Here is a 25,049-nt window from a genome sequence, read left to right on the forward strand (position 1 = left end):
CGGTGCACCTACTATCGGCGGGTGTGCAATCTGCCTGCGGTGGTGGACCCTCACACGGGCCGTATCGGTTTCACCGCGGGCATGGTGTGGGCAGTCGCGATGCCTTCGGAGTTGGGGCAGATGGTGAAGGTCCACCTCGAGCGCCACAAACAAGGTGGTGGGCCGATCGTGACCCATCCGCGCTCGCACACGTGGACCTTCTTGGTTCGCTCGGATATTCCGGCCACGATGATCGCTGCCGAGGCGGCGTTGTTCCGTGCTCGGCGGATCACGATCTTGGGTAACGGTGATCATGTAGCGCTACCGTCCCCGGCCGATCAGGGCTCGGAGCATCGGGTATGGAACACCGCCGCGCACTCGGTGTTTCGGCCCTCCGGGCGTGCGGTGCTGTATGCGGTGCACGCCTGCTTGGCCCCAGCCCGTCAGGTCGCGCTGTGAGCACCGCCGCGCCGCCCCCGGACGGGTCGCCGTTGCCTACCGAACCCGATGTGCACCTGAGTGTGTTTCTGCACGGGCAGCGCATGGATTTCGTCGCCTGCCTGACCGCTGCGTTGATCTTCGTCCAGGAGCACCAGGCCCGCCACTACGTCGACGCGGTGACCGTCGACCTGGACAAGCGCGCGTTCCCGCGCCTCCCAAACGAACGCCTCTACCTCGAGAGGTAGCACCCGTGACCAACCGCACCAGTCAACAGACTCGCTCCGAGCGCGAAATGCACAGTGACACAGCATATTTGCAATGGAGTAGGGACGCCTTCAGCCACGCCCAAGTCACCGCGCTGACCGCACTGGCCGAAGCGGGGCGGGCGTGTTCGGCGCGAGAGCTGGCAGGCGGACATCACATCGGCCCGATCGCCCTGACTCTGCAATGGCTGGTCACCAAGGGCCACGTCCGCACCGAGGTCCGCCGACCGCCAGGTGCCGAACGCCCGGAGCCGGTCTATGAACTGACCGACGAGGGCCGCGCCACCTATCAGCGCCTCACCACCCGCCCACCGGCAGACCGGCCGCAGGCGCCCGAACCAAGGAAGTGAATCGCTTGCCCATCAACGCAATCGGCCTGCTCAACCGCAGCGTCAGCGACTCCTGGTTACGAGACGAGCGAGCGATCATCGACCTCAGCCACGCACGGGGGTATCGGCTGGCGCACACGGTGACCATCGACGCCGACACCTACATGCCAACCACGTTGATCGTGTGGACCGCACACCAGCACTCCGCGACCGTCGTCGTAACCCCAAGCGTGGAGCACTTCCCGAGCACCGGCATCCAAAATGCGGTCACCCTGGCCTGTGCCCTGGTGACACCCACTTGCACCATCCCCGCACTAGAAACCCCCACGCTATGAGGCTCGCCGACGAGAGTGCCAAACGCTGGGTAGGTCGGCTTGTGTTGCGCGCCGCCGCAGCGCTGCCGCCCCTACCCTCTATACGGCCCTTCGTGGAGCCTGGTGTTTGGCGGCACTGGCATGGGCGGCAATCGAATACACAGCGAAGGAGGAACGGCATGGGCGAGGAGCAGTTGGACCTCGGGTTCGAAGTCGAGCAGACCGCCTGGGGGAAGTGGGTCGCCCCCGACCGGCGGAAGGCCCAGGCGCGGAAGTTCATGGACTACGCAGGAATACGGCAGATTCCGTCCGAGCCGTGGCCAGAAGGCTCACCGGAGGTGAAGCGGCTCGACCCGATCGTTGCGGAGCTGTTCCCGGACATGGAAACGGCGATGGCTCCCGAGAACGCCGACATGGTCGACGCCTTCATCTGCTTCGTCGGCGAGTTGTTCATCAAGTTCGCGGGCGCGGAGTGGATCGAATTCACATGGCTCGGTCGCGAACACACTTTCTATGACCACGTGAATCCGGCGTTGAGATACGACACCTTGGACGAGGACGAGGACACCGCGTGGGCGCTCATCAAAGACATGATCAACTATCACCCCGAAGTCTATGACGGCATGTTCTCCTGCATGGCTGCGACGTTGCGTGAATACACCGAATATCACGAAGAGAAGCGTCGCGAGGAAGCCGCGTCCGGCGCGTAACTAGTACGCCTCTCGCACATAATCACACCGTTCCACGCTTTGGGGGGTGGGCGAAGCCATGCCAGATGGCTACGACAGAGACCGCGAAAAGGTCGAAAACAACATACGTGGGCGGGTTTTCGAGAACGGGTGTGATCGGTTCTTCCGCGACCGCGAGAATGGGTATGCCAAACAATCGCGCGGGTACGAGTCCGGCGGCCAAAAAATTGCGTTCGACAAAGAAAAGGGCGAACGAGAGCGCGCTTCTACCATCGAAGAAAAATCTGGCCGGATGGAAGGACGCAAAGACAGGAAGCAACTAGAGGTCGTACGAGACCTTCTCGCCAGGGAGGAAATCGAACACCACACACTTCGCTCCGTCGAAGGCGAATTCATAGCGAAAGACGTGCAAAAGCTCATCGACGGACTGAAGCGCGACTTCCCGGATCGGTTCACGCATCAGGTCATCTCGCGAAGTGATGCCCAGAGGATTTGGGCGCTGGGGCTGCAACTGGAACGCGGTCAGCAGCTCGAGTTGCCCGGTGTCGGCGAGAAGGCCCGAGAGCAGCGAGCGAGGCAGAATGCCCAAGCCAAAGAGCGCGAGTCACGCGGCCCCGCCAAACAGGTGCAGGCCCGCGACAAGCAGCCACCCGCCCGCACCCCACAGCAGGTGCTCGCCGACAAGAAGCAAGCTCTTGCCAAGGAGGTAGCCGAGCAGACACGACGCTTGGCCGAAGCCCAGGAGCGCGGCAATCCGATACCGGCCAAGGATCTACGCAAGACCCACAACAACCTGTTCCAGCAGCTGCACATCATCCGCGAGACGGAGAACGCGCAAACCCGCCAAGCGCTGGAATCCGCGGGCTTGACCCGCGACCAGATACAACAGATTGATCCGATCTTGCGCGCAAATCGCGAAGCGACACGCGCCGACACCGTGCGGGGCATCGAAACCATCGGAGCCACCGCCCGCGAGGCCGAACGCGTCGCCGAGCAACGCGCCAAAGAAGCCGCCAACCGCGAACAGACCCGGGAACGAAACCACGCCCTCGGACTGACACCGGAAGTCACCCACGTCCTCAACCTCAGCGGCCCCCAACCGATCCCTGACCCCGATCGCACCACCATCACACCCGCCGACCTCGCACGCCGCGAACGCAGCGCACGCGACGCCCGCGAACGCGACGAACGCGCACGCCAAGAACGAATACACGGCCGCAACCCCGGCACCACCTGACCGTCAGAAGGCCGAGCGACTGCGCGGAGGCTGGTCATGCCGGATTCGGCCACCGCCTCACTGGTTCCCGGGTCCCAGGGTTGGGCCGTTCCGTCGCGTCACGTGAAGCAAGGCAATCAATGGTCTGATTCGCGAAATGTCCTGTGCCGCAGGCTTGAAGGCTCTGTTGGGAGAGAGTGAGGGAAGTTGGGAACCCCCGGGAATCAGTAGGAAAAGAAGGGAAGGATAACCGGTAACCCAACAGATCAGAACTTGCCGAATTTCTCTCTACAGAGTCAAGAGCGGCGCGCTACGCGCGCCGCCCAGGGTTGCCCCGCCCTCCGCTCCGCTCCGGTCGGCGCACCCTGGCCCGGGCTCAGGAGGACAAACCGAACCACCACGCTCACCTCGCAGCGCGACCGGCGGAAACCGGTACTCTCCGCAACAATCACGGTCTTCAGACGCAAGGTGCTGCCGCACCCCTCCGGGGCTTGCCACCCACTTCATCAGTGATTTTCATGCACCGTGAAAAGCGGCCCGACACGCTTAGAGATCCAGGGGATCTGTCTCGCCTACTGGCTGCAAGAGTCGAGTTTCCCCTATATCAACGAAGTGGCCTTTCTTTAAGGCATCGCCAGTCAGTCCGCCCGCAGTGATAATTGTTTGACTGCCGTCGGTGGAGCTCTGAGCCAAATATTGGAGAATGGACGAGTAATCACTGGAGGCGATATCCTGCTGTTTGGGCGCATCGAGAATCAGCAAGCTCGGATGCCGGCCAATCTCTCGGCCGACAACTCTGATCGAATCCAGGTAGGCAATTTTGATACGGACAACATCACTCGCGCTGACATCGGTATCTATGTCAAATCCGGATCGTCCGGGAAGTAGTGAATCGCTATTCAATCCTACATCGCCGATGTTGTAGCTTCGGAAGTTCGAGGCACTTAGCCGATTTCTCATGTTAGAAACTATGAGGTCAATCTTCGTCGCATCAGATGAGGGCACGCCCGTAGGAAGAGAGTCCAATTCAAGCTTGATTTGAACTGCTTCGCCGGCTGTTTGTACAAGTTCGTCAAGAAGTTCGCCAACCCTATTTCGAGTGCGCTCAATCTCGCTATACCTGAGTTCTAGCGAAATTCTCTGCGCTATATCCCCGGCGCTCGGTGTGGTGTTGGCGGACAGAGTATCCGATTCGAACGCTCGAACGATCGTACGGAGTTCATCGGCCCTATTCTGCATCGCAGAATAGGCACTTGAAGATTGGTCAATCGCAAGCCGGGCGCGTTCGCGCATTTTTTCTGTTGTAGATACCTGCGCGTTGAGCAATTTAACGGTCTCATCGACGTCCAGAACTGGACCCAGCTCACGAGCCTCAACGGCATCAAGAGACTGTTGGCAAGTGGGGCAATTATGGTCCGACATGTGCGACGCCGAAACTGTCCCCCCCAAACGGACGAGAGTTCGTATATCTGCATTTCGATCCCTCTCCTCCTTTAGGATCGAAATCCGCCTGTCTAAAGCGTAAAGTTGCGACTCACCCAGTGCCAGATCCTGTTCCAAGAGCCGCATAGCCGCTACTAGGTCTGCAAGCTCGGCCTTTGCAGCATCCAGCCTCCGGTTCAGATCTTCGTCCCGTTCTGCCGATGCGCGCTGCTTCTCGGCATCCGTAATCTGATGGATCTGTTGGGAAATTGCTTCGGCGAGAGTACCGGCGGGCCGCCACTCCTCGGAATCAAGGACCTGAAGCTCAACATTCTGCAAGCCGAGTGGCTCAAAACTTCGTGCGCGGGCAAGAGCCCCCCCATGATGGCAGTCCCACTATGCGTCCGCCGATCGAGCTGGCGAGTGATTCAACCGCACCCAGTTGGGTAGCCCACCTGGTTCGTAAGTGGCTCATTGCCTGGTCTAATTCAGCACGTCTGATTTCGGTTCCTGGCCCCGAAAATCCTGCCAGAAACTCGACCGATTTCCGTATGGACTCCCTAATCTGATACCTATCTACTTTGCGAGGCCCTGTGGATCCCCACGACTGCTGATCGACAATAAGAAATGGGAAGATGACATCGGGATACAGTTTGGTTAGCTCGCCGCGATATGTCGTCACCACCGGTAGGTCCCACCGCAGAAACTCTGTCAGTCGATGGTGGAAGCCGTACTCGCGAGAAGCACTTCCGGGTAAGTGAAGAAACATTTGATCCGGTGCCAAGCCTAACGCAGCGTCAGTCAATGCAGGTCCCGGCCATACATAGACCAGGTTCCGATCGAATCTAGGATGACGAGCGTAGCGCTGCACTGTCATTACTTCGCCAGCTTCGTTCTCCATTTCGACGGCAACCCAGCTTGTCTTGACCTCAAGAGCGACCGACTCGTCGCCGTCGGATGTCTGAATCTCGGTTGTCAGAGCGCTGCCCATCGGATTATTGGTTCTGGCTTTCAACATGCGCTCCATACCGAGCGCGTAGATAATCCCTAGCACAATTTGCGACTTACCTCGCGCATTGCCTCCAGTGATGATGTTGAATCCCGGTCCCAACTTAATTGTGCGCCCGTACGCTCCTTCGAGGGTGTTGACCCGAATTCGCACAGCTCGAATCGTCATCTTCATTTATGCTAGTCCTTCCCCCAGTCTTCTCCTCATCATTGAATCGCTGAGCCGATCCAGTCTTCCGAGGAACTCTTTCTCCTTCACTAGAATGCCATCCTCGTCATCGATTAGCCGACTCAATGCCCAGCCGATCTCCGTCAACTTTACGCGCTTCCCCGCGCTAGCGGGAGAAACTACTCCGTCGACTAGTGCTAAGTTTAGGGTGACTGTCAGATCGGGATCTACGCGAACAGTAACGGTATCTTTGAATCTGCGCCCTTCCCACCAGGCAATGAACATGTGCCTAGTGCGACTGCTGCGGGTGGCCCACATGATTGTGTTCAGATTTTGTAGATCCGCTGCACCGCGGTTGAATCTGGATAGAACCACAACTAGTAGTGAAGTCCGATAAGCAATCCTATGTCGTGCCTCGATCGGTTTACGCTGACGCCTGAACACGACCTCCAGATCAGATGCGGCTAACTCGACATCTCGACGTTCACTGTTCTTCTCATTCATGCGAAATCCAACGGGCAGCGCATAAGCCAGTCGGCAACTTGACCTTCTGCAATCTCGCGACCGTTATCACTTCGAGTATTGAGTAATTCGTTGACCGCCTCTTCGGTATCCTTGAGTACTACTGTTAATCGGCGATCTGGAACTGGCTGGTCTAACGCATACTGAAGAGACAGCCGTTCCTCTATATCGTCAAGTAGTTTTTCAAGATCATCACCTAGCTCTGAGTACTGGTCCCGTATATGGTCCCGATAGCCGCGCGAAACGACATAATTCTTCATCAGTCTAGATACTAACTTGCTTCGCTTTTCCGCATCGGAAAAAGCTGACGTATGGGCAAGTTTGCTATCGACGTGTTTGACAAGGTCGTCAGCTAGATTGCTGTAATCGATCGGTTCGGGGAGTGGGAGCGCCAGTTTATCCAGCTGCCTTCGGACAACCGCCTCTCGAGCTCGGGGATATGACGCGAGGGTCTGTGCGACAATCGTAATGTCTGGGGCGGCATAGGGCAGACATGCTTGTCGCACTTCGACGGTCTTTGTCCTTGAGTGCTCAACGATGCTTCGAGTATTTATCGTCGGTACGAGAAGTATCCAATACTTAATGCGTAGATCCGGTGGTATTAATTTCTGTATCTTCTCGGCGTTATTGACGAACTTGTTAAGGTCTGTCGTCATCTTATCCCGCTGCTTTTCATATCTGGTCTTCGTGGAAAGCATGGGATCGTTTTCGGGCGCATAGCATTGGTACGCGCAGCCATCCAAAGAGAACGCCTCTAGTCCGGCGTCGCCCCGATCGCCATCCGGAACTTCAATCAAGGACGGCGCAGCGTGGTGCTCATGTAGCACTCTGACACAGAGATCTTGCCACTCTTCACCGGTATAACTGACCGACATCGCAAGGTTTGTCATGCTATCCGATCCACATCACCAGGGCTCTGACTGCATTTTTGCCAACTCCTGTCACACCGCCGCAACTCCTCCCTGTTGAGGGTGGCACCCTCTGGTGTGCAAAAGCATAGGGCACCACCGCTTCTCGGCGCGCGAACCCCGAAGCGTAGGTCTGCGGCGGTGCGTTCTGAGCACAGGTTAGCTTTGATAGTGCGTCACGAAGTCACATTCGGATCTCTTGCGACAGTTCGTTGGTGCCGTCTCTGCCGCCGAATCTGGCGGATCGTGGATCGGTTGCCGTCAAATCGCTGCTTGGTTTCCCGGTCTGCGGAGCGTCTTCTGAGGCTACCTGCGACTGTATGAGGGTTCGACTTCTCCCGTGCGAGCGCGGCTTCGTTCGTGGAAGTGCTGTGTCTAGAGCTCGAACCGGAACCGCTGTGATACAACTCACCTCCGGTGCAAAGTCCCTGGTGAGACTGGCGGACCGGAGGTATTTGCGCAGGTCATGTCATTGCTCTCTGAAAGGTGCATTGACCGTCGTCCAGTAGCCGACGGCGATGTCCTCGTAGTAGACCTCGACCTGGGCCGGGTGCTTGTCGGTGGCCTCGGCCTTCACGTGGTTGCGCGGCACCTTCTTGGTGCGGATGGTGCGGACGGGCTCGGTGCGCCAGGTGTCGGAGGAGTCGTCGAATCCCCAGGCCTCGGCGGCGTCGAGCACCGGGAGCCGCTTGACGAAGGTCAGTAGGTCGGCGAGCTGCTTCTCCAGGAACAGCAGGTACGGCACCGGGACGTCGTCGAGGATGGTCTCGCCGTCGACCACCACGTCGGCCGCTGCGGTGCGGTTGGCCCAGTCCTTGGTCGCGGTCACGTCGAACAGGCGGGTCAGCGTGGCGGCGGTCTGCCGCAACACCTCCTCGGACTTCACCTGCACCCGCGTCGCCTCCGGCGGAAGCTGTTCGCCCTCTTCGTCCTTCGGCTGGTAGGTGCGGGTGATGCCGGCCAGTAGCGACGGCTTCTGCAGCAGGTTCTGGGTCTCGGCGAGCTCGCGCAGCGCGCCGCTCTTCACGCCCTTCTCCACCGCGATGATCTGATTCAGCTTGGTCATTCGTCCTCCCCGATCGCGCCATGACGAGTTGCCCGGACGCTTCGATTCGATGTGGGCGACGCCAGATTTCGGAATCCCCCCGTCGTCGCTCTGGTGACGGTACCGGCGGGTAGTGGACGGTGCATTCCATTTTCTGGGCCGGTAGATCGGTGGGCTTCATGGGTGGCTGATCGCTTGTCGCGGTGGCGAGTTCCACTGCTGGCTGCGGTGGCTGTGGTTCGAGTGCCGCGGTAGTTCGGAGTCTTTGGGCGACGGCGGGATGGCTTGGCGCGGTGACGAACTCCATTGCCGGAGGCGTTGTCGGCGGTGGTCTCGTGGAGAAGACTGGGCGGATGTCACCTGAGGTGGAGCGGGAGCTGCTGGAGCGGTGGGCGGCGCTGGCTGGTCCGGCCGCCGAGCCGGTCGGGAGAGACCTGGTGCGGCGGTACAGCGAGCCGCACCGGCACTATCACACCGTCGAGCATTTGGCGGGCATGCTGCGCGTCATCGATGAGCTGGCCGACCAGGCCGAGGACGCGGCCGCCGTGCGCTACGCGGCGTTCTTTCACGACGCCGTGTACGCCGTCGACCGAACCGACAACGAGGAGCGCAGCGCCGAACTCGCCGAGGTCGCGCTCGAGAAACTGGGCGCGCCAACGGAACTCGTGCGCGAAGTCGGCCGACTGGTGCGTCTCACGAAATCCCATGATCCCGCGCCAGACGACCACAACGGCGGCGTGCTCTGTGACGCCGATCTCGCCGTACTGGCCGCCGACGAACCCGGCTACGCCGCGTACACCGCCGCCGTCCGTGCCGAATACGCCCACGTGCCGGACGACCTGTACCGCGCGGGCCGCACCGCCATCCTCGAAAGCCTTGCCCGCCAGCCCCACTTGTTCCACACCGAATCCGCCAAGCGGCGCCTCGAACCCATCGCCCGCGCCAACCTTCAGCGCGAACTCGACACCTTGGCCGAACCGCCGCGCTGAGCCCCGACGACACACCCGGCTTCGTCTCTGCGTGCGCACGCGTTGTGGCGCTGCGTTCAGGCCCCCGAGCCTCGACGGAAGCCCACTCTGTGGTTGCCACAGACCGTTTGCACGCCTCGCACAGGCGGTGCCTATGTGAGACGTGTGCAGGCTATGTGGCGCTGAGCTTGCGGCCTGCGTCCGCGCTCGGGGCTGCGGGGCGAATCACCTTGGTGGCGTGGGACGTTCGCACGCCCTGCTGCGCAGAGTGTGGAAGGTAGGTGTAGCCGATCTGGGCTGCGCAGGCCCACATCTGGGCTGCGCTCGCCTCGCTCGGGCGAGGGCTCTTGGGCGGGCTCAGGTGATGATGAGAAGTTCGGTGGGAGAGGCGATTTCGGTTCGCAAGCCGGACTTCTCCGCGACCCGGGCCACGCCGCGGATGTCGGTCGGTTCGGCGCGGGTGAGAACCAGCGCGCGGGCCAGCAGACCCTTGTGGTGCTTGTTGAAATGGCTCACCACGGTGCGGGTTCCGTCGGGGTGCTCGGTGAGGACGTTCGCCGTGACGGCGCCGGGGACGCGGCCGAGCTGCTGGTAGGTGCCCGAGCGCAGGTCGACGACGAGTTCGCCCGCGGCTTCGGCCACCAGGGCGTCCGGCAGGACGTCGCGCCACACAGCCGAGAGGGTCGGCAGGCCGGGCAGCTTGGAACCGCCGGAGAGGCGGTAGGCGGGGATCGGGTCGCCCGCGCGCACCGCGCCGAACAGCGCCGACCCGACGCCGAGCCGCGCGTACGCCTTGGCGCGCTGGACCTTGGTGAACGACTTCGCGTCCAGCGCGTCGTAGAGGACGCCGGTGTAGCGCTCCAGCGCGGGCCGGGTCGCGGCCGTGCGCAGCGCCGCGTTCCTGGCGATCTCGGCGTCGGCTCCCTTGCCGAGACCGAGCGCGGCACGGGAGGCGTCCGGATCGGCGGCCAGCTGCACCAGTTCGGTCACCAGCTTGTCGCGCACCGGCGTGAGCTGCGGCATGGCGAGCAAGTCCAGGTCGAGCGGCCCGCCCGCGCCGCCGTCGGACTTGGTTTCAGAGGGAGGTAGCAGCACCAGCACGAGGCGATACGGTACCGGCGCGCGTCGCGGCTGACCGGAGCCGGTAGCGGGGCGCGCCATCCGAGCCCCGGATCGCCGCCGGAATCGATACGGCGTGTGCTGCGGCAGGCGCATGAAGTAGGAACCGTGGGAGGGCCGAAGGGCGGAGCGGTCGCTCACGACCGGGGTTCACGCCGAAACGGGTGCAGCGCGCGTCGGCGCAAGGCAGCGCAACGTGATCTGGCAGACCCCTGAGCTCGGCTCGAGGGCGTCGGCGCAACGGGATCCCGTGACTCCCGAGCTCGGGAAGCGCACTACCCGGGGCCGGTGAGCAACAGAGCCGCAAGCCCAGCGTGGGCTACGGAGGCCGCTGGGCCGATGCCGCAGCGGGCGCGCCCATGATCCCCCGGACTGAAGTTGGTCGCCGGAGGGTAGTGCTGCCTTGTCGGTCGCCAGTCGATGCTGGAACCGGCATGGCGTGCACTGGCAACGTCCGGCCGTAGCACCTGGGTGCCCATGGACCGCGCGAATGCCGTCGCGGGTCCAGCCGAGTCTCGATGGAGCGCTCTGGCCGTATAGGCCCCTGAGCTGACGCGACAAGAGCTGCGCAGGAGCCGGTGCGGGCGATCCGGGTGTCGCGGCACGGCCGAATAGTGCCGAAACAGCGGCGCCGCGAACTCCCGCGAACCGATGGCGGTAGCGCGCCGCGATCATGAAGACCTCCGGCGCGCCCCGAAATGGATAACGCGTTGCGGAGGGGCGGTGGCCGGAGACTACGCTGTGCACCCGTGATCACCCGCCTCTCCCACCTCTTCCTGCGTACCCTGCGCGACGACCCCGCCGACGCCGAGGTGCCCAGTCACAAACTTCTCGTGCGCGCCGGATACGTCCGCCGCATCGCCCCCGGCGTCTACTCGTGGCTGCCGCTGGGCCTGAAGGTGCTGCGCAAGATCGAGGACGTCGTCCGGGAGGAGATGAACGGCATCGGCGCGCAGGAGATCTCGCTGCCCGCGTTGCTGCCGCGCGACCCGTACGAGACCACCAACCGGTGGACCGAGTACGGCGACGCGCTGTTCCGGCTGCAGGATCGCAAGGGCGCGGACTACCTGCTCGGCCCGACCCACGAGGAGCTGTTCGCCCTCACCGTGAAGGGCGAGTACAACTCGTACAAGGATCTGCCCGTCGCGCTGTACCAGATCCAGACCAAGTACCGCGACGAGGAGCGGCCCCGCGCGGGCATCCTGCGCGGGCGCGAGTTCATCATGAAGGACTCCTACTCCTTCGACCTCGACGAGGACGGCCTGAAGGCCAGCTACAACGCGCACCGCGAGGCCTACCAGCGCATCTTCGACCGGCTCGGCGTCAAGTACGTGATCGTGGCCGCCACCTCGGGCGCGATGGGCGGCAGCGCCTCGGAAGAATTCCTCGCCGACAGCCCCGTGGGTGAGGACACCTACGTGATCTGCCGCGAGTCCGGCTATGCGGCCAATGTGGAGGCGGTGATCACGCCCGCTCCCGAAGCGCAGCCGATCGAGGGCAGGCCCGAGGCCGTCGTGCACGACACCCCGCACACCCCGACCATCGCGACGCTGGTCGAGTGGGCCAACGCGGCGGGCATCGCCGAGCAGTACGGCAGGCCCGTCACCGCGGCCGACACCCTGAAGAACGTGATGGTCAAGCTGCGCCACCCGGACGGCAAGACCGAGATCGTCGGCATCGGCATCCCCGGCGACCGCGAGGTGGACGACAAGCGTCTCGGCGCGTCCATCGAGCCCGCCGAGGTCGAGCTGCTCACCGAGGCCGATTTCGCCGCCAACCCGTTCCTGGTGAAGGGCTACATCGGTCCGAAGGCGTTGCAGGAGAACGGCATCCGCTACTTGGTTGATCCCAGGGTGGTGACCGGCACGTCTTGGATCACCGGCGCGGACAGCGAGGGCAAGCACGTGGTCGGCCTGCTCGCCGGCCGCGACTTCACCCCGGACGGCACCATCGAGGCCGCCGAGGTCCGCGACGGCGACCCCTCGCCGGACGGGCGGGGCACGCTGGTGTCCGCGCGCGGCATCGAGATCGGGCACATCTTCCAGCTCGGCTACAAGTACACCGACGCGTTCGAGGTCGACGTGCTCGGCGAGAACGGCAAGCCGGTGCGGTTGATCATGGGCTCCTACGGCGTCGGTATCTCGCGGATGGTCGCGGTGATCGCCGAGCAGCAGCACGACGAGAAGGGTCTGCGCTGGCCCGCCGAGATCGCGCCGTTCGACGTGCACGTCGTCATCGCGAACAAGGACGAGGCGGCCCGCGCGGGCGCCGAGGACGTGGTGTCCGGCCTGCACGCGCGGGGCATGGACGTGCTCTTCGACGACCGCACCGCCTCGCCCGGCGTGAAGTTCAAGGACGCCGAACTCCTCGGCATGCCTTGGGTTCTCGTCATCGGCCGCGGCTGGGCCGAGGGCAAGGTGGAACTGCGCAATCGCTTCACCGGCGAGGCCGAGGAGATTCCGGCCGACTCGGCCGTCGAGACAGTGGTCGCGAAGATCCGCGGCTGATCCGAGCATCCCATTCGCCGCCCCGGTCCCCAGTGGAGACCGGGGCGGCGGTCGTTTCGGGCCGACCAGACGCTCGACGGTCGACCTGGGCTGTCGTCTACCCTGCGACCCCGCGGCCAACCGCGTGCGGACCATGAGGATTAGTCCCACGGCGCCCCCTCTATCGCCTCCTCGATCGTTCCGTGGTGAGAAGGTTGGACACTAGCCTTCTCCTTACGCTTCCGTAGCCTGCATTTGCTGGTCAGCGAACCGACGGACCGCCCACACGCTGCTGTTACCCGCTGGTAAGTTAACCGGCATGACGAACACCGAGGCGTTGTTGTTCAACCCCGCCACTTACGATCCGCAGCATTTCGACGCGGAGACCCGCCGCCTGCTGAAGGCCACCATCGAGTGGTTCGAGAGCCGCGGGAAGCGGCAGCTGCTCGCCGACGATCACAACGCCGTATTCACCGCGGACTTCCTCGAGTTCGTCGCGAAGGAGAAGCTCTTCGCTACCTTCCTGACTCCCGCCGCGTACGCCGACGGCGACGAGAACCGCCGCTGGGACGCCGCGCGCAACGCCGCGCTCTCGGAGATCTTCGGCTTCTACGGCCTGGCCTACTGGTACGCCGAGCAGGTGACCATCCTCGGCCTCGGACCGATCTGGCAGAGCGACAACGAGGCGGCCAAGCGGCGCGCGGCCGCCGACCTGGCCGACGGACAGGTGATGGCCTTCGCGCTGTCCGAGCAGTCGCACGGCGCGGACATCTACAACACCGACATGGTGCTCACCCCCACCGAGCCGGGCAGCGCCGACGCCGAGGCCGGAATCCTGTTCCGCGCCAACGGTGCCAAGTACTACATCGGTAACGGCAATGTGGCGAGCATGGTTTCGGTGTTCTCCCGTCGCGGTGACATCGAGGGCGCCGACGGCTACATCTGGTTCGCCGCGGACAGTCGCCACGAGAACTACCACCTCATCGACAACGTCGTGAACGAGCAGATGTACGTGAGCACGTTCCGGCTGGAGAACTACCCGGTGCGCGCCGAGGACATCCTGCACGCCGGCCCCGAGGCGTTCTCCGCGGCGCTGAACACGGTCAACGTCGGCAAGTTCAACCTGTGCCACGGCGGCATCGGCATGGTGGAGCACTCCTTCTACGAGGCCATCACGCACGCCAACAACCGCGTCCTCTACGGCAAGCTGGTCACCGACTTCCCGCACGTGCGTGGCAATTTCGTCGACGCCTACAGCCGCATCGTCGCGATGAAGCTGTTCAGCGACCGCGCCGTGGACTACTTCCGCAGCGCGAGCCTGGACGACCGGCGCTACCTGCTGTTCAACCCGATGACCAAGTCCAAGGTGACCTCCGAGGGCGAGGTCGTCATGACCCTGCTGCTGGATGTGCTCGCGGCCAAGGGCTTCGAGAAGAACACCTACTTCAACGAGGTGCAGCGCCTGATCAACACCCTGCCCCGGCTCGAGGGCACGGTGCACGTGAACGTCGGACAGATCCTCAAGTTCCTGCCCAACTACCTGTTCAACCCGAAGGACTACCCCGAGGTCGGCACCCGCCAGGACGCGGCCGACGACGAGTTCTTCTGGCGGCAGGGCCCGGCGCGCGGCGCGGGCCGGGTGCAGTTCGCGGACTGGAACCCGGTGTACCAGAAGCACTCCGACGTCGCGAACGTGGCGCGCTTCTACGAGCAGGCCACGGCGCTGCGCGAGCTGATGGCCACCGCGGCCCCCGGCGAGGCGCAGCAGCAGGACCTGGACTTCATGCTCACCATCGGCCACCTGTTCTCCCTGGTGGTCTACGGTCAGCTGATCCTGGAACAGGCCGCGATCACCGGTCTGGACCGCGACGTGCTCGACCAGATCTTCGACTTCCAGATCCGCGACTTCAACGCGCACGCCACCACCCTGTACGGCAAGGCCTCCGCCACCGCCGCGCAGCGGGAGTGGGCCGTGGCGGCGCTGCGCACCCCGGAGGTCGACCGGGAGCGTTTCGACCGGGTGTGGGCCCAGGTGGCGTCCTACGACGGCGCCTACGAGATGCGTCCCTGAGTGAGCTGGGCGCGGCCGAATACGCTTCGGCCGCACCCGCTTTCGGTCTTCGGCCGGACCTGGTCGAGGCGCGCGAGGCGGGACTCCGTCTCGCGACGGGTGGTCGACGCCGCCTGGGTCGTGCGCAGCTGGATGCCCTCAGCCGCGTGCGCGGCCGGTGGTCGACGGTGCCAGGCTCGTGCACAGCTGGATGGCCCCGGCCGCGTGCGGCGGCGTGCCGAGGGCGGCGAACGTCGGGCTACCCGACGGGCCTCATGGCTTGCCGGGGAAGGCGACGGTCGGCGGGTTCGTGCCGAGAATCGCCTGCCACGCGGCCATGCGCAGCGCGCATTCGGTGAGCGCGTCGACACCGATGCGGCGGTTCGGCTCGGACGCGCCGTGCTCGACCACCGCGCGCCAGGCGATGGCGGTGTCGTTCTCGACGGTGACGGCCAGTCGCGCCGCGTCGATGGGGCCGTCCACCGGGAACGGGATCGTGTAGGCGGGCTCCGGCGGCGGCACGCTCGCCCCCGCCGCGCGCAGCGCGTCGACGGTGGTGTCGCGGCGGGCCCGGTGCGCCGCGGTGTTCTCGGCGATGAGGCGATCGCGTTCCGGGGAGGCGAAGGCGGCGATCACGCCGTAGGCGTAGACCGCGGCGTTCTCGGCGGCGAGCGCGTCGAGCAGGGCTTGGCGTTCGGCGTCGGTCATGCCAGCAGCACCCCGGCGTGCGCGGCGCAGGACGCGCTGATCGAGGCGAGCAGACCCGCGCGGTAACCGGACTGGGTCACCGCGAGATCGGCCGCGGATTTACGGGAGCGGGCGAGCTGCTCGCGCAACTGGTCGAGGCTCGGCGGGGAGATCGGTGGTACGTCCGTACCCGTCGGCTCCGGGCCGGTCGTGACCGCGGCGAACGGCAGGGCGTTGTCCCGGGTCTTGCGCGCCGGGGTGGTCCCGTCGCCGTAGACGCCGACGGCGCGGGCGATCTCGGTCCGCAGCGCGTCCGCGTGCGCGGTGCGTTCGTTCGCGATCGTGCTCAGCGCGGTCTGCCGCTGCGGGGCGAGCGCGATCGCCGCGGTCGCCGCCGCGGCGTCGGTGCGAGCCATGACCTCTTGTGCGGCAAGCGGATCCGGTTCGTAGACGGTTTCGTCCGCGCAGCCCGTCGCGGCGCCGAGCGCGAGGGCGCCGACCGCTCCGCCGCCCGCGAGCCGCAACGCGGTACGGCGGTCGACGAGGGGGACGCGGTGCGCGACGGTGTCCTGGGACGCGTGCCGGTCGACCCGGCTGCCGAAGGTGCGCCCGGCCGAGGGCGGGGCGAGGAGGCGGAGAGGCACGGCACCATCGTGCCAGACCGGTCCGACCACTCCGCTCACGCCGAGCGACCCGCCCTGCGCGCCGCGCACCCGGGACGCATGTCTCGGCCCGATGGTCCTTTACACTCTCGTGGCGCGTTACGCTAGACCTTCGGTACAGAAAATTCCGACCGCGTCACAACTGAACCAGGAGCCGCCCCACATGCCGATGCCGACCGAGGAAAGGGTGAGCCAGCTAGTTGCTGGGCTCGTCGAACGCCGGGGATTCGACCTCGAGGGCGTCGAGATCTCGACGGCAGGCAAGCACGCGGACGCGCAGGCCAAGGTCAAGGTCACTGTCGACAGCGACGGTACCGCCGATCTCGACACCATCGCCACCCTCAGCTCGGAACTCTCGCTGCTGCTCGACGACGCGGGCGATTTCGGCGAGACGCCCTATCTGCTGGAAGTCTCGACTCCCGGCATCGACCGTCCGCTCACCGCCGACAGGCACTGGCGCCGCGCGCAGGGCCGCAAGGTGCGCGTCACGCTCAGACCGGGGGCCGAGCCACCGGATCCGGGCGGCTCGGCGCGGTTCGAGGCGCGAGTCGGTGCGCTGGGGCAGGATTCGGTGGCGCTGGTGCTCGGCGGCAAACGCAACCCGCACCGGGTGCACGTGCCGCTGGCCGATATCGCCGAGGCCGTCGTCCAGGTCGAGTTCTCCGCGCCAGGCGAGCGAGAGCTGGAGCTGGCGGGTGGGGTGGCGCCCGGTCGTCCGAAACCGGGGCACGAAGACGATGCTCTCGCGGTCGACGACGCCGCGGATGCCCGAGGAAACACCGATGCACTACCCGTAACAGCGTCCGATTCGACCGAAGGGATCGTGGAATGAACATCGAAATCGAAGCCCTGCGCGCGATCGTCGCCGACAAGGGGATCTCGATCGAGACGGTGATCTCCGCGATCGAGTCGGCGCTGCTGACCGCCTATCGGCACACCGAGGGCCACCAGCCCAACGCGCGCATCGACATCAACCAGAAGACCGGCGTGGTGCGCGTGATGGCGCGCGAACTCGACGCCGACGGCAACGTGATCTCCGAATGGGACGACACCCCAGAGGGTTTCGGCCGGATCGCGGCGACCACCGCGCGCCAGGTGGTGCTGCAGCGGCTGCGCGACGCGGAGAACGAGAAGTCCTTCGGCGAGTTCTCCACCCACGAGGGCGACATCGTCGGCGGTGTGGTGCAGCGCGACGCGCGCGCCAACGCCCGCGGCACCGTGGTGGTGCGCATCGGCAGCGAACTGCACGGCACCGAGGGCCTGATCCCGCCCGCCGAGCAGGTGCCTGGCGAGACCTACGAGCACGGCGATCGCATCAAGTGCTACGTGGTCGGCGTCTCCCGCGGCCCGCGCGGCCCGCAGATCACCCTCTCGCGCACCCACCCGAATCTGGTGCGCAGACTTTTCGCGCTGGAGGTCCCCGAGATCGCCGACGGCTCGGTCGAGATCGTCGCGGTGGCCCGCGAGGCCGGGCATCGCTCCAAGATCGCCGTTCGCTCCACCGTGCCTGGCGTCAACGCCAAGGGCGCCTGTATCGGCCCGATGGGCCAGCGCGTGCGCAACGTGATGAGCGAGCTGGCCGGCGAGAAGATCGACATCATCGATTACGCCGAGGATCCGGCCGCCTTCGTCGGCAACGCGCTCTCGCCGTCGAAAGTGGTTTCCGTCACTATCGTCGATCCCGACGCGCGGGCCGCCCGCGTCGTCGTGCCCGACTTCCAGCTCTCGCTCGCCATCGGCAAGGAAGGGCAGAATGCCCGCTTGGCGGCGCGTTTGACCGGCTGGCGGATCGATATTCGCAGCGACGCGGCCCCGGACGTGGGCGGCGGCGTGCGGACGGAGGCGCATCGCAGTTGAGCGAAGCTCACACCGCGAACAGGGAATCCCGCCCCGGGGATGACATGTTGGTAACTTCCGCGGGGGAGGGGTTCGGCGTTCGGGGCCGGGCAGCGGTACAGTGGTCCAAGGTTCAGCACGAGCCTTCGGCTTCTTTGCCCGAACGCACCACCGATCGACTCCCCGCTTCCGAGCGGCGGTCGGCCCCGGTGCGTACGTGCATCGGATGCCGGAAGCGCGAGTTGGCCGTCGATCTGTTGCGGATCGTGGCACAAGATCGGGAAACCGGCGACGGATCCCGTATCGTCGTGATCGTTCCCGATCCGCGGCGCAGACTTCCCGGGAGGGGTGCCTGGTTGCACCCCCTTTCGTCTTGTCTGAGCACCGCAGAACGGCGCCGAGCATTCGGCAGAGCACTACGAGTGTCCGGACATCTGGATATCTCAGCCCTGGAGCATTACCTCGAGAACAGGCACGAGCACTCATGAGCACACCGTGAAGTACCAACGATGAACGTCCATCGGAGATAACCCGAGGTCGTGCGGGCCGCCGTCCCCTGAAACGGTGGCACTGCTCGACCTCTCAGTGAGGAGAGCAGTGGCAGGCAAGGCCCGCGTGCACGAGTTGGCAAAAGAACTCGGTGTCACGAGTAAAGAACTACTCGCAACGCTCAAGGAGCAGGGCGAGTTCGTGAAGTCGGCGTCCTCGACGGTGGAAGCGCCCGTCGCGCGTCGGCTGCGCGAGTCGCTGGCGGCGAAGTCCGCGCCGGCGGGAGACGCCAAGTCCGGGGCACGCCCCGGGCCCGCTTCGTCGGCCCGCCCGGCCGCGAAGCCCGCCGCGGGCGGTCCGCGCCCCGGCCCACGTACCCCGGCTCCGGCGCAAGCCGCCGCGTCGTCCCCGGCCGCGCCTGCGGCCCAGGCCGCCGCCGCGACTCCCAGCCCGGCCACCACCCGTCCCGGCGACGGCGTTCGCCCCGGTCCGGCCGTGAAGCCGGGCCCGGCGACGCCCGCGCAGGACTCGGCGCCCGCCGCCAAGGCCGCGCCCGCTCCGTCCGGTCCGCGCCCGACCCCTGGTGGGCCGCGTCCGGGCCAGCAGCAGCGTCCCGGTGCGCCCGCGCAGGGTGGTCCGCGCCCCGGTGGGCCGAAGCCAGGTCCCAAGACCCCGCGCGTCGGTAACAACCCCTACTCGTCGACGCCCGCGCCCGAGCGCGCCCCGCGTCCGGCGTCCCAGGGCGGTCCGCGTCCGGGTCCGGCCCAGGGCGGTCCCCGTCCGGGTCCGGCCCAGGGTGGCCCGCGTCCTGGTCCCGCTCAGGGTGGCCCGCGTCCGGGTCCGGCCCAGGGTGGCCCGCGTCCTGGTCCCGGCCAGGCCGGTCCGCGTCCGGCCGCTGCCCAGGGTGGCGGCGCCCGTCCCGGCGGTCCGCGTCCGAGCCCCGGCTCGATGCCTCCGCGTCCGAATCCCGGTGCGATGCCGCAGCGTTCGGCTCGTCCGGGTCCCGGCGGCGCCGGTGCGGGTCGTCCCGGTCGTCCAGGTGGCGGCGCCGGTGGCGCCGGTCGTCCCGGCGGCGGTGGCGGCGGCTACCGCGGTGGCGGCGGCGGTACCGGTGCGCCCGGTGCCGGTGCGGGTGCTCCCGCGGCCGGTGGTTTCCGTGGTCGTCCCGGTGGCGGCGGCGGTCGTCCCGGCGGTCCCGGTGGCCGTGGCGGTGCGGCCGGTGCGTTCGGTCGTCCCGGTGGTGCGCCGCGTCGTGGCCGCAAGTCGAAGCGGGCGAAGCGCGCCGAGTACGAGTCGATGCAGGCGCCCGCCGTCGGTGGCGTGCGGCTGCCGCGCGGCAACGGCGAGATCATCCGGCTCGCCCGCGGCGCGTCGCTGTCCGACTTCGCCGAGAAGATCGACGCGAACCCTGCCGCCTTGGTCCAGGCGCTGTTCAACCTCGGTGAGATGGTCACCGCGACCCAGTCGGTGAACGACGAGACCCTCGAGCTGCTCGGCAGCGAGATGAACTACGTCGTGCACGTGGTCAGCCCCGAGGACGAGGACCGCGAGCTGCTGGAGAGCTTCGACCTCACCTACGGCGAGGACGAGGGCGACGAGGAGGACCTGCAGGTCCGTCCGCCGGTGGTGACCGTCATGGGTCACGTCGACCACGGTAAGACCCGACTGCTGGACACGATCCGCAAGGCCAACGTCCGCGAGGGCGAGGCCGGTGGCATCACCCAGCACATCGGCGCCTACCAGGTGATGACCCACCTCGGCGACGACGACCGACTGATCACCTTCATCGACACCCCGGGTCACGAGGCGTTCACCGCCATGCGTGCCCGCGGTGCGAAGGCCACCGACATCGCGATCCTGGTGGTCGCCGCCGACGACGGCGTCATGCCGCAGACGGTGGAGGCGATCAACCACGCGCAGGCGGCCGACGTGCCGATCGTCGTGGCGGTCAACAAGATCGACAAGGAAGGCGCGAACCCGGAGAAGATCCGGCAGCAGCTGACCGAGTACAACCTGGTGGCCGAGGAGTACGGCGGCGACACGATGTTCGTCGACATCTCCGCCAAGCAGGGCACCAACATCGACGCACTGCTCGAGGCCGTCCTGCTCACCGCGGACGCCGCCCTCGACCTGCGCGCCAACCCGGACATGGACGCCCAGGGTGTCGCCATCGAGGCGCACCTCGACCGCGGCCGTGGTCCGGTGGCGACCGTGCTCATCCAGCGCGGCACGCTGCGCGTCGGCGACTCGATCGTGGCGGGCGACGCCTACGGTCGCGTACGCCGCATGGTCGACGAGCATGGCGACGACGTCGAGGCGGCGCTGCCGTCGCGGCCCGTCCAGGTCGTCGGTTTCACCTCGGTGCCCGGCGCCGGTGACAACCTGCTCGTCGTCGACGAGGACCGCATCGCTCGCCAGATCGCCGACCGCCGCAACGCGCGCAAGCGCAACGCGCTGGCCGCGCGCAGCCGCAAGCGGATCAGCCTGGAAGATCTGGATGCCGCGCTGAAGGAGACTTCGGAGCTGAACCTGATCCTCAAGGGCGACAACTCCGGTACCGTCGAGGCCCTCGAAGAGGCCCTCATGGGTATCGAGGTCGGCGAGGAGGTGCGCCTGCGGGTCATCGACCGCGGTGTCGGTGGCGTCACCGAGACCAACGTCAACCTGGCCTCGGCGTCGAACGCGATCATCATCGGGTTCAACGTGCGCGCCGAGGGCAAGGCGACCGAGCTGGCCAACCGCGAGGGCGTCGACATCCGGTACTACTCGGTGATCTACCAGGCCATCGACGAGATCGAGAAGGCCCTCAAGGGCATGCTCAAGCCGATCTACGAAGAGGTCGAGCTGGGTCGCGCCGAGATCAGGGCCATCTTCCGCTCGTCGAAGGTCGGCAACATCGCGGGCTGCATGGTCACCTCCGGGTCGGTCAAGCGCAACGCCAAGGCGCGTCTGCTGCGCGACAACGTGGTGATCGCCGAGACCGTCACCATCTCCTCGCTGAAGCGGGAGAAGGACGACGCGACCGAGGTCCGCGAGGGCTTCGAGTGCGGTATGACGCTGACCTACTCCGATATCAAGGAGGGCGACGTCATCGAGGCGTACGAGCTCCGCGAGAAGCCGCGCGACTGACCGGTCCGAGTATTCGAACACCGCACCAGCGTCCGTGGCCCCGCCCACCCGGCGGGGCGCCGGGCGCGAGGTGCGGTGTTCGGTTCGGCCTAGAACACTGAAAGGTGTGTGGGTGTACCTAGGTGCACTGGAGTTCGACATCCTGCTCGGCGACGTGCACTCGCTGAAGGAGAAGCGGTCGGTCATCCGGCCGATACTCGCCGAGCTGCAACGCTTCGGTGTGAGCGCGGCCGAGGGCGGGGAACACGATCGGTACCGGCGCTCGTTGCTGGGAGTGGCCATGGTCAGTGCCGGCATGGATCACCTGACCGAGGTGCTCGACAAATGTGAGAGGCACGTCGCGGCGCGCCCGGAGTTACAGTTGCTGGCAGTACGCCGCCGGATCTTCGGGCCCGAGGACTAAGGCCCGCGACGCCAACCGAATACAGACAACAGTGAGGAGGAGACGGCCATGGTGGATCAAGCCAGGGCACGCCGACTCGCGAAGCGGATTTCCTCGATCGTCGCCACCGCGATCGAATACGAGGTGAAGGATCCGCGGCTGCGTTTCGTGACGATCACCGACGCGAAGGTCACCGGTGATCTGCGCGAGGCCACGGTGTACTACACGGTGATGGGTGAAACCCTCGACGCCGAACCGGATTACGCGGCCGCGGCCGCCGGTCTGGAAAAGGCCAAGGGGGTGCTGCGTTCCAAGGTCGGGGCGGGGACCGGGGTGAAGTTCACGCCGACGCTGGCGTTCGTGCTGGACAAGGTGCCCGACGCCGCGCGCCAGATGGAGGAGTTGCTGGCCCGCGCAAGGGCCGCCGACGACGCGGTGGCCAGGACGGCCGCCAACGCCAGGCCCGCGGGCGAGGCCGACCCGTACAAGGTCGAGCGCGACAGCGCCGAGTGACGCGCGGCGCGGATGACGACGAGCGGTAACGAGGCCGAGCTCGACGCGGCCGTCGCGGCGCTGAACGCCGCGGGATCGGTCACCATCCTGTGCCATGTGCAACCCGATGCCGACACCATCGGCAGCGGTTTGGCGCTGGCGCTCGTGCTGCATCGGCGCGGCATCCCGGTGTGGGTGTCGTTCGCCGAACCCGCCGAACTGCCCGCTTCCATGCGCTCGCTGCCCGGGATCGAGCATCTGGCCCGGCCCGCGGAGGTGCCGCGCGAAGTGGACCTGCTCGTCGCGGTGGACTGCGGCAGCGCGGGGCGGCTCGGCGCGCTGGCCGACCGGCTGTCCGGCGCGGCGACGACGCTGGTTCTCGACCATCACCGCTCGAACACTCGCTTCGCCGCGATCAACGTGGTGGACTCGGGCGCGGAATCGACGACCAGCCTGATCGCCCGGTTGCTCGACGCCTGGGGTGAGCCGATCGATGCCGAGGTGGCGCACTGCCTGTACGCGGGCCTGGTCACCGACACCGGCTCGTTCCGTTGGGTGCGACCAGGAACCCACCAGCTGGCCGAACGACTGCTGGCCACCGGAATCGACGGCGCCGAGATCGCGCGCACGTTGATGGACACCCACCCGTTCGACTGGCTGCCGATGCTGTCGCGAGTGCTCGGCACGGCACGGCTCGAGCCCGCCGCGCGCGGTGGTACCGGACTGGCGTACGCGTTCGTGCGTCGCGACGATGTCACCGGCGTGCGCTCGGAGGAGGTCGAGAGCGTCATCGATATCGTGCGCACCACGGCCGAAGCCGGGGTGGCCGCGGTGTTCAAGGAGTCGCGCACCGTCGACGGACGCTGGACCGTGTCGCTGCGCTCGCGCGATTCCGGGCCAGGCGCGCACGACGGTGTCGATGTGGCGGAGGTGGCGACCGCGCTCGGCGGCGGCGGGCATCGTTACGCGGCCGGGTACACCACCGACGGACGCCCGGAGGACGTGGTGCGGGCCTTGCTCGCGGCGCTCGGATGACCAGGCAGGATATCGACGACACCGACAGTGTCCGCGCCACTTTGGACGCCGATCCCGTCGAGGCCGGGCCGCGGCGCATCCTCGGACTCGCGCTGCCTACGCTCGGTGTGCTTGTCGCTGAACCGATCTACCTGCTGTTCGATCTCGCGGTGGTCGGCAGGCTCGGCGCGCTGGCGCTGGCCGGGCTGGCCGTCGGCGGATTGATTCTCGCGCAGGTGAGTACCCAGCTGACCTTCCTGTCCTATGGAACGACCGCGCGCGCCGCGCGCAGGCACGGCGCGGGCGACGAGCGCGGCGCGGTGGCCGAGGGCGTGCAGGCCACCTGGCTCGCGGTGCTGGTCGGCCTGCTGATCCTGATCACGGTGCAGGCGTTCGCCGTTCCGCTGACCAGCGCGATCGCGGGCGGCGGGGATATCGCCGCGGAGGCGCTGCCGTGGGTGCGGATCGCGCTGTTCGGGGTGCCGCTGATTCTGATCGCGATGGCGGGCAACGGGTGGTTCCGCGGTGTTCAGGAGACCCGCCGTCCGCTGCTGTATGTGGTTGCCGGTCTTGCGCTTTCGGCCGTGCTGTGCCCGGTTCTGGTGCACGGGTTGCTCGGCGCGCCCACGCTCGGGTTGCCAGGCTCGGCGTTGGCCAACGTCGCCGGGCAGGCGGTGACGGCCGCGCTGTTCCTGGCGGCCTTGGTGCGCGAACGGGTTTCACTGGTCCCGCACTGGGTGGTGATGCGCGCCCAACTGGTGCTCGGCCGCGATCTGATCATGCGCAGCTTGGCCTTTCAGGCCTGTTTCGTGTCGGCGGCGGCCGTGGCGTCGCGGTTCGGTGCGGCGTCCGTCGCGGCGCACCAGCTGGTCCTCCAACTGTGGAACTTCCTTGCGCTGACCCTTGATTCGCTGGCCATCGCCGCGCAGACCCTGGTCGGTGCGGCGCTCGGCGGCGGGAATGCCGTGGGCGCGCGGCGGCTCGCGTGGCGCGTCACGCGGTGGTCGGAGATCTTCGCGCTCGCGCTGGCCGGTGCCTTCGCCGCGGGGTACGCGGTCGTCCCGCCGCTGTTCACCGACGACCCGGCGGTGCTGGATCGCACCCACGTGGTGTGGTGGTTCTTCGTGGGCATCATTCCGGTCGCCGGCGTGGTGTTCGCGCTCGACGGCGTGCTGCTCGGCGCCGGTGACGCCGCGTTCCTGCGGACCGCGACGCTCGGCGCCGCGCTGATCGGCTTCCTGCCCGCCATCTGGCTCTCGCTCGTCTACGACTGGGGGATCGCGGGCATCTGGTCCGGTCTGGTCGCCTTCATGGTGCTGCGGCTCGCCGCGGTGGTCTGGCGGACGCTGACGGGTCGCTGGGCGCAGGTGGGGGCGGAGATCCCGCTGGGCCGCGCCTGACCGACCGGTTCGTTATTTCGAAAACGATAT

At 66.3% G+C, this 25,049-nt stretch carries 24 protein-coding genes; 17 read left to right on the forward strand and 7 right to left on the reverse strand.

The window, feature by feature from the left end; genetic code table 11:
• Positions 1-21: 21 nt before the first annotated feature.
• From NAM01S_RS09365 to NAM01S_RS09385, 6 genes are all read left to right on the forward strand, one after another.
• Positions 22-438 carry a DNA-directed RNA polymerase subunit beta gene (locus NAM01S_RS09365; protein WP_253798499.1) on the forward strand — a complete coding sequence of 139 codons (417 nt, stop codon included), beginning with the start codon at positions 22-24 and terminating at the stop codon, positions 436-438.
• Entirely contained in the window at positions 435-665 is a 231-nt protein-coding gene (locus NAM01S_RS34870; protein ID WP_157107656.1) for a hypothetical protein, read from the forward strand. Before NAM01S_RS09365 ends, NAM01S_RS34870 begins: the two co-directional genes overlap by 4 nt.
• A 68-nt stretch (positions 666-733) precedes the next feature.
• Positions 734-1,033, forward strand: a complete 300-nt coding sequence (locus tag NAM01S_RS09370; RefSeq protein WP_157107657.1) for a hypothetical protein — start codon at positions 734-736, stop codon at positions 1,031-1,033.
• Between the two features lie 5 nt (positions 1,034-1,038).
• Positions 1,039-1,347, forward strand: coding sequence for a hypothetical protein (locus tag NAM01S_RS09375; RefSeq protein ID WP_157107658.1), 309 nt, complete (start codon positions 1,039-1,041; stop codon positions 1,345-1,347).
• A 158-nt stretch (positions 1,348-1,505) separates the two neighbouring features.
• Complete coding sequence (locus NAM01S_RS09380) at positions 1,506-2,036, forward strand: hypothetical protein (protein WP_067782408.1); 531 nt, start codon at positions 1,506-1,508, stop codon at positions 2,034-2,036.
• Positions 2,037-2,082: 46 nt separating this feature from the next.
• Positions 2,083-3,252 (forward strand): hypothetical protein, encoded by a 1,170-nt coding sequence (locus NAM01S_RS09385; protein WP_157107659.1) that lies wholly within the window; start codon positions 2,083-2,085, stop codon positions 3,250-3,252.
• Between the two features lie 525 nt (positions 3,253-3,777).
• Here NAM01S_RS09385 and NAM01S_RS34875 read toward each other — a convergent pair.
• The 4 genes from NAM01S_RS34875 to NAM01S_RS09390 all read right to left on the reverse strand — a co-directional run bounded on the left by NAM01S_RS34875 (position 3,778) and on the right by NAM01S_RS09390 (position 8,326).
• Complete coding sequence (locus NAM01S_RS34875; protein WP_157107660.1) at positions 3,778-4,992, reverse strand: coiled-coil domain-containing protein; 1,215 nt, start codon at positions 4,990-4,992, stop codon at positions 3,778-3,780.
• Between the two features lie 10 nt (positions 4,993-5,002).
• Positions 5,003-5,836, reverse strand: coding sequence for an AAA family ATPase (locus NAM01S_RS34880; RefSeq protein ID WP_157107661.1), 834 nt, complete (start codon positions 5,834-5,836; stop codon positions 5,003-5,005).
• Between the two features lie 494 nt (positions 5,837-6,330).
• A complete protein-coding gene (locus NAM01S_RS34885) occupies positions 6,331-7,242 on the reverse strand; it encodes a hypothetical protein (protein ID WP_157107662.1) in 912 nt (303 codons plus the stop codon).
• Between the two features lie 487 nt (positions 7,243-7,729).
• Complete coding sequence (locus NAM01S_RS09390; RefSeq protein WP_218018363.1) at positions 7,730-8,326, reverse strand: DUF7873 family protein; 597 nt, start codon at positions 8,324-8,326, stop codon at positions 7,730-7,732.
• Positions 8,327-8,658: 332 nt separating this feature from the next.
• On the opposite strand from NAM01S_RS09390, the gene NAM01S_RS09395 reads away from it, so the two are divergent.
• Positions 8,659-9,294: an HD domain-containing protein gene (locus NAM01S_RS09395; RefSeq protein ID WP_067782414.1), complete on the forward strand. Its 636-nt coding sequence runs from the start codon at positions 8,659-8,661 to the stop codon at positions 9,292-9,294.
• A gap of 336 nt (positions 9,295-9,630) precedes the next feature.
• On the opposite strand, the gene yaaA is transcribed toward NAM01S_RS09395, so the two are convergent.
• Positions 9,631-10,374 carry a peroxide stress protein YaaA gene (gene yaaA / locus NAM01S_RS09400; protein WP_067782776.1) on the reverse strand — a complete coding sequence of 248 codons (744 nt, stop codon included), beginning with the start codon at positions 10,372-10,374 and terminating at the stop codon, positions 9,631-9,633.
• A 767-nt stretch (positions 10,375-11,141) separates the two neighbouring features.
• Between yaaA and NAM01S_RS09405 the strand changes: the two genes are divergently transcribed.
• The gene (locus tag NAM01S_RS09405) at positions 11,142-12,899 is read left to right on the forward strand and encodes a proline--tRNA ligase (protein WP_067782417.1); all 1,758 of its coding nucleotides are present in this window, start codon (positions 11,142-11,144) and stop codon (positions 12,897-12,899) included.
• A gap of 298 nt (positions 12,900-13,197) precedes the next feature.
• Entirely contained in the window at positions 13,198-14,949 is a 1,752-nt protein-coding gene (locus tag NAM01S_RS09410) for an acyl-CoA dehydrogenase family protein (protein WP_067782420.1), read from the forward strand.
• A 252-nt stretch (positions 14,950-15,201) separates the two neighbouring features.
• On the opposite strand, the gene NAM01S_RS09415 is transcribed toward NAM01S_RS09410, so the two are convergent.
• Both NAM01S_RS09415 and NAM01S_RS09420 read right to left on the reverse strand, forming a co-directional pair.
• Positions 15,202-15,636 (reverse strand): ferritin-like domain-containing protein, encoded by a 435-nt coding sequence (locus tag NAM01S_RS09415; protein ID WP_067782423.1) that lies wholly within the window; start codon positions 15,634-15,636, stop codon positions 15,202-15,204.
• On the reverse strand, positions 15,633-16,259 hold the full coding sequence (locus NAM01S_RS09420; RefSeq protein ID WP_307188664.1) for a hypothetical protein: 627 nt from the start codon (positions 16,257-16,259) through the stop codon (positions 15,633-15,635). Before NAM01S_RS09420 ends, NAM01S_RS09415 begins: the two co-directional genes overlap by 4 nt.
• Before the next feature lie 181 nt (positions 16,260-16,440).
• On the opposite strand from NAM01S_RS09420, the gene rimP reads away from it, so the two are divergent.
• From rimP to NAM01S_RS09455, 8 genes are all read left to right on the forward strand, one after another.
• Positions 16,441-17,109 (forward strand): ribosome maturation factor RimP, encoded by a 669-nt coding sequence (gene rimP, locus NAM01S_RS09425; RefSeq protein ID WP_067782426.1) that lies wholly within the window; start codon positions 16,441-16,443, stop codon positions 17,107-17,109.
• Complete coding sequence (gene nusA / locus NAM01S_RS09430) at positions 17,106-18,134, forward strand: transcription termination factor NusA (protein ID WP_067782429.1); 1,029 nt, start codon at positions 17,106-17,108, stop codon at positions 18,132-18,134. Before rimP ends, nusA begins: the two co-directional genes overlap by 4 nt.
• Positions 18,135-18,268: 134 nt before the next feature.
• The gene (locus NAM01S_RS33845) at positions 18,269-18,601 is read left to right on the forward strand and encodes a YlxR family protein (RefSeq protein ID WP_084482749.1); all 333 of its coding nucleotides are present in this window, start codon (positions 18,269-18,271) and stop codon (positions 18,599-18,601) included.
• Positions 18,602-18,710: 109 nt separating this feature from the next.
• Positions 18,711-21,731 (forward strand): translation initiation factor IF-2, encoded by a 3,021-nt coding sequence (gene infB / locus NAM01S_RS09435; protein WP_067782432.1) that lies wholly within the window; start codon positions 18,711-18,713, stop codon positions 21,729-21,731.
• A 112-nt stretch (positions 21,732-21,843) separates the two neighbouring features.
• The gene (locus NAM01S_RS09440; RefSeq protein WP_067782782.1) at positions 21,844-22,134 is read left to right on the forward strand and encodes a DUF503 domain-containing protein; all 291 of its coding nucleotides are present in this window, start codon (positions 21,844-21,846) and stop codon (positions 22,132-22,134) included.
• Positions 22,135-22,182: 48 nt separating this feature from the next.
• Positions 22,183-22,626, forward strand: a complete 444-nt coding sequence (rbfA, locus tag NAM01S_RS09445) for a 30S ribosome-binding factor RbfA (RefSeq protein WP_067782435.1) — start codon at positions 22,183-22,185, stop codon at positions 22,624-22,626.
• A 12-nt stretch (positions 22,627-22,638) separates the two neighbouring features.
• Positions 22,639-23,640 (forward strand): DHH family phosphoesterase, encoded by a 1,002-nt coding sequence (locus NAM01S_RS09450; protein WP_067782437.1) that lies wholly within the window; start codon positions 22,639-22,641, stop codon positions 23,638-23,640.
• Positions 23,637-25,019: an MATE family efflux transporter gene (locus NAM01S_RS09455; protein ID WP_084482696.1), complete on the forward strand. Its 1,383-nt coding sequence runs from the start codon at positions 23,637-23,639 to the stop codon at positions 25,017-25,019. The genes NAM01S_RS09450 and NAM01S_RS09455 overlap by 4 nt, the downstream gene beginning before the upstream one ends.
• Positions 25,020-25,049 lie beyond the last annotated feature (30 nt).

Origin of the sequence: Nocardia amikacinitolerans NBRC 108937 (genome assembly GCF_001612615.1) — a bacterium.
GTDB classification, from domain to species: domain Bacteria; phylum Actinomycetota; class Actinomycetes; order Mycobacteriales; family Mycobacteriaceae; genus Nocardia; species Nocardia amikacinitolerans.

Excerpts from the sequence above, each read along its gene's own strand:
- NAM01S_RS09380 (WP_067782408.1), top strand. The coding sequence starts at position 1,506 with ATGGGCGAGGAGCAGTTGGACCTCGGGTTCGAAGTCGAGCAGACCGCC.
- NAM01S_RS34880 (WP_157107661.1), bottom strand. The coding sequence starts at position 5,836 with ATGAAGATGACGATTCGAGCTGTGCGAATTCGGGTCAACACCCTCGAA.
- NAM01S_RS34885 (WP_157107662.1), bottom strand. The coding sequence starts at position 7,242 with ATGACAAACCTTGCGATGTCGGTCAGTTATACCGGTGAAGAGTGGCAA.
- NAM01S_RS09390 (WP_218018363.1), bottom strand. The coding sequence starts at position 8,326 with ATGACCAAGCTGAATCAGATCATCGCGGTGGAGAAGGGCGTGAAGAGC.
- NAM01S_RS09395 (WP_067782414.1), top strand. The coding sequence starts at position 8,659 with ATGTCACCTGAGGTGGAGCGGGAGCTGCTGGAGCGGTGGGCGGCGCTG.
- NAM01S_RS09410 (WP_067782420.1), top strand. The coding sequence starts at position 13,198 with ATGACGAACACCGAGGCGTTGTTGTTCAACCCCGCCACTTACGATCCG.
- NAM01S_RS09415 (WP_067782423.1), bottom strand. The coding sequence starts at position 15,636 with ATGACCGACGCCGAACGCCAAGCCCTGCTCGACGCGCTCGCCGCCGAG.
- rimP (WP_067782426.1), top strand. The coding sequence starts at position 16,441 with ATGCCGATGCCGACCGAGGAAAGGGTGAGCCAGCTAGTTGCTGGGCTC.
- nusA (WP_067782429.1), top strand. The coding sequence starts at position 17,106 with ATGAACATCGAAATCGAAGCCCTGCGCGCGATCGTCGCCGACAAGGGG.
- rbfA (WP_067782435.1), top strand. The coding sequence starts at position 22,183 with ATGGTGGATCAAGCCAGGGCACGCCGACTCGCGAAGCGGATTTCCTCG.
- NAM01S_RS09450 (WP_067782437.1), top strand. The coding sequence starts at position 22,639 with ATGACGACGAGCGGTAACGAGGCCGAGCTCGACGCGGCCGTCGCGGCG.
- NAM01S_RS09455 (WP_084482696.1), top strand. The coding sequence starts at position 23,637 with ATGACCAGGCAGGATATCGACGACACCGACAGTGTCCGCGCCACTTTG.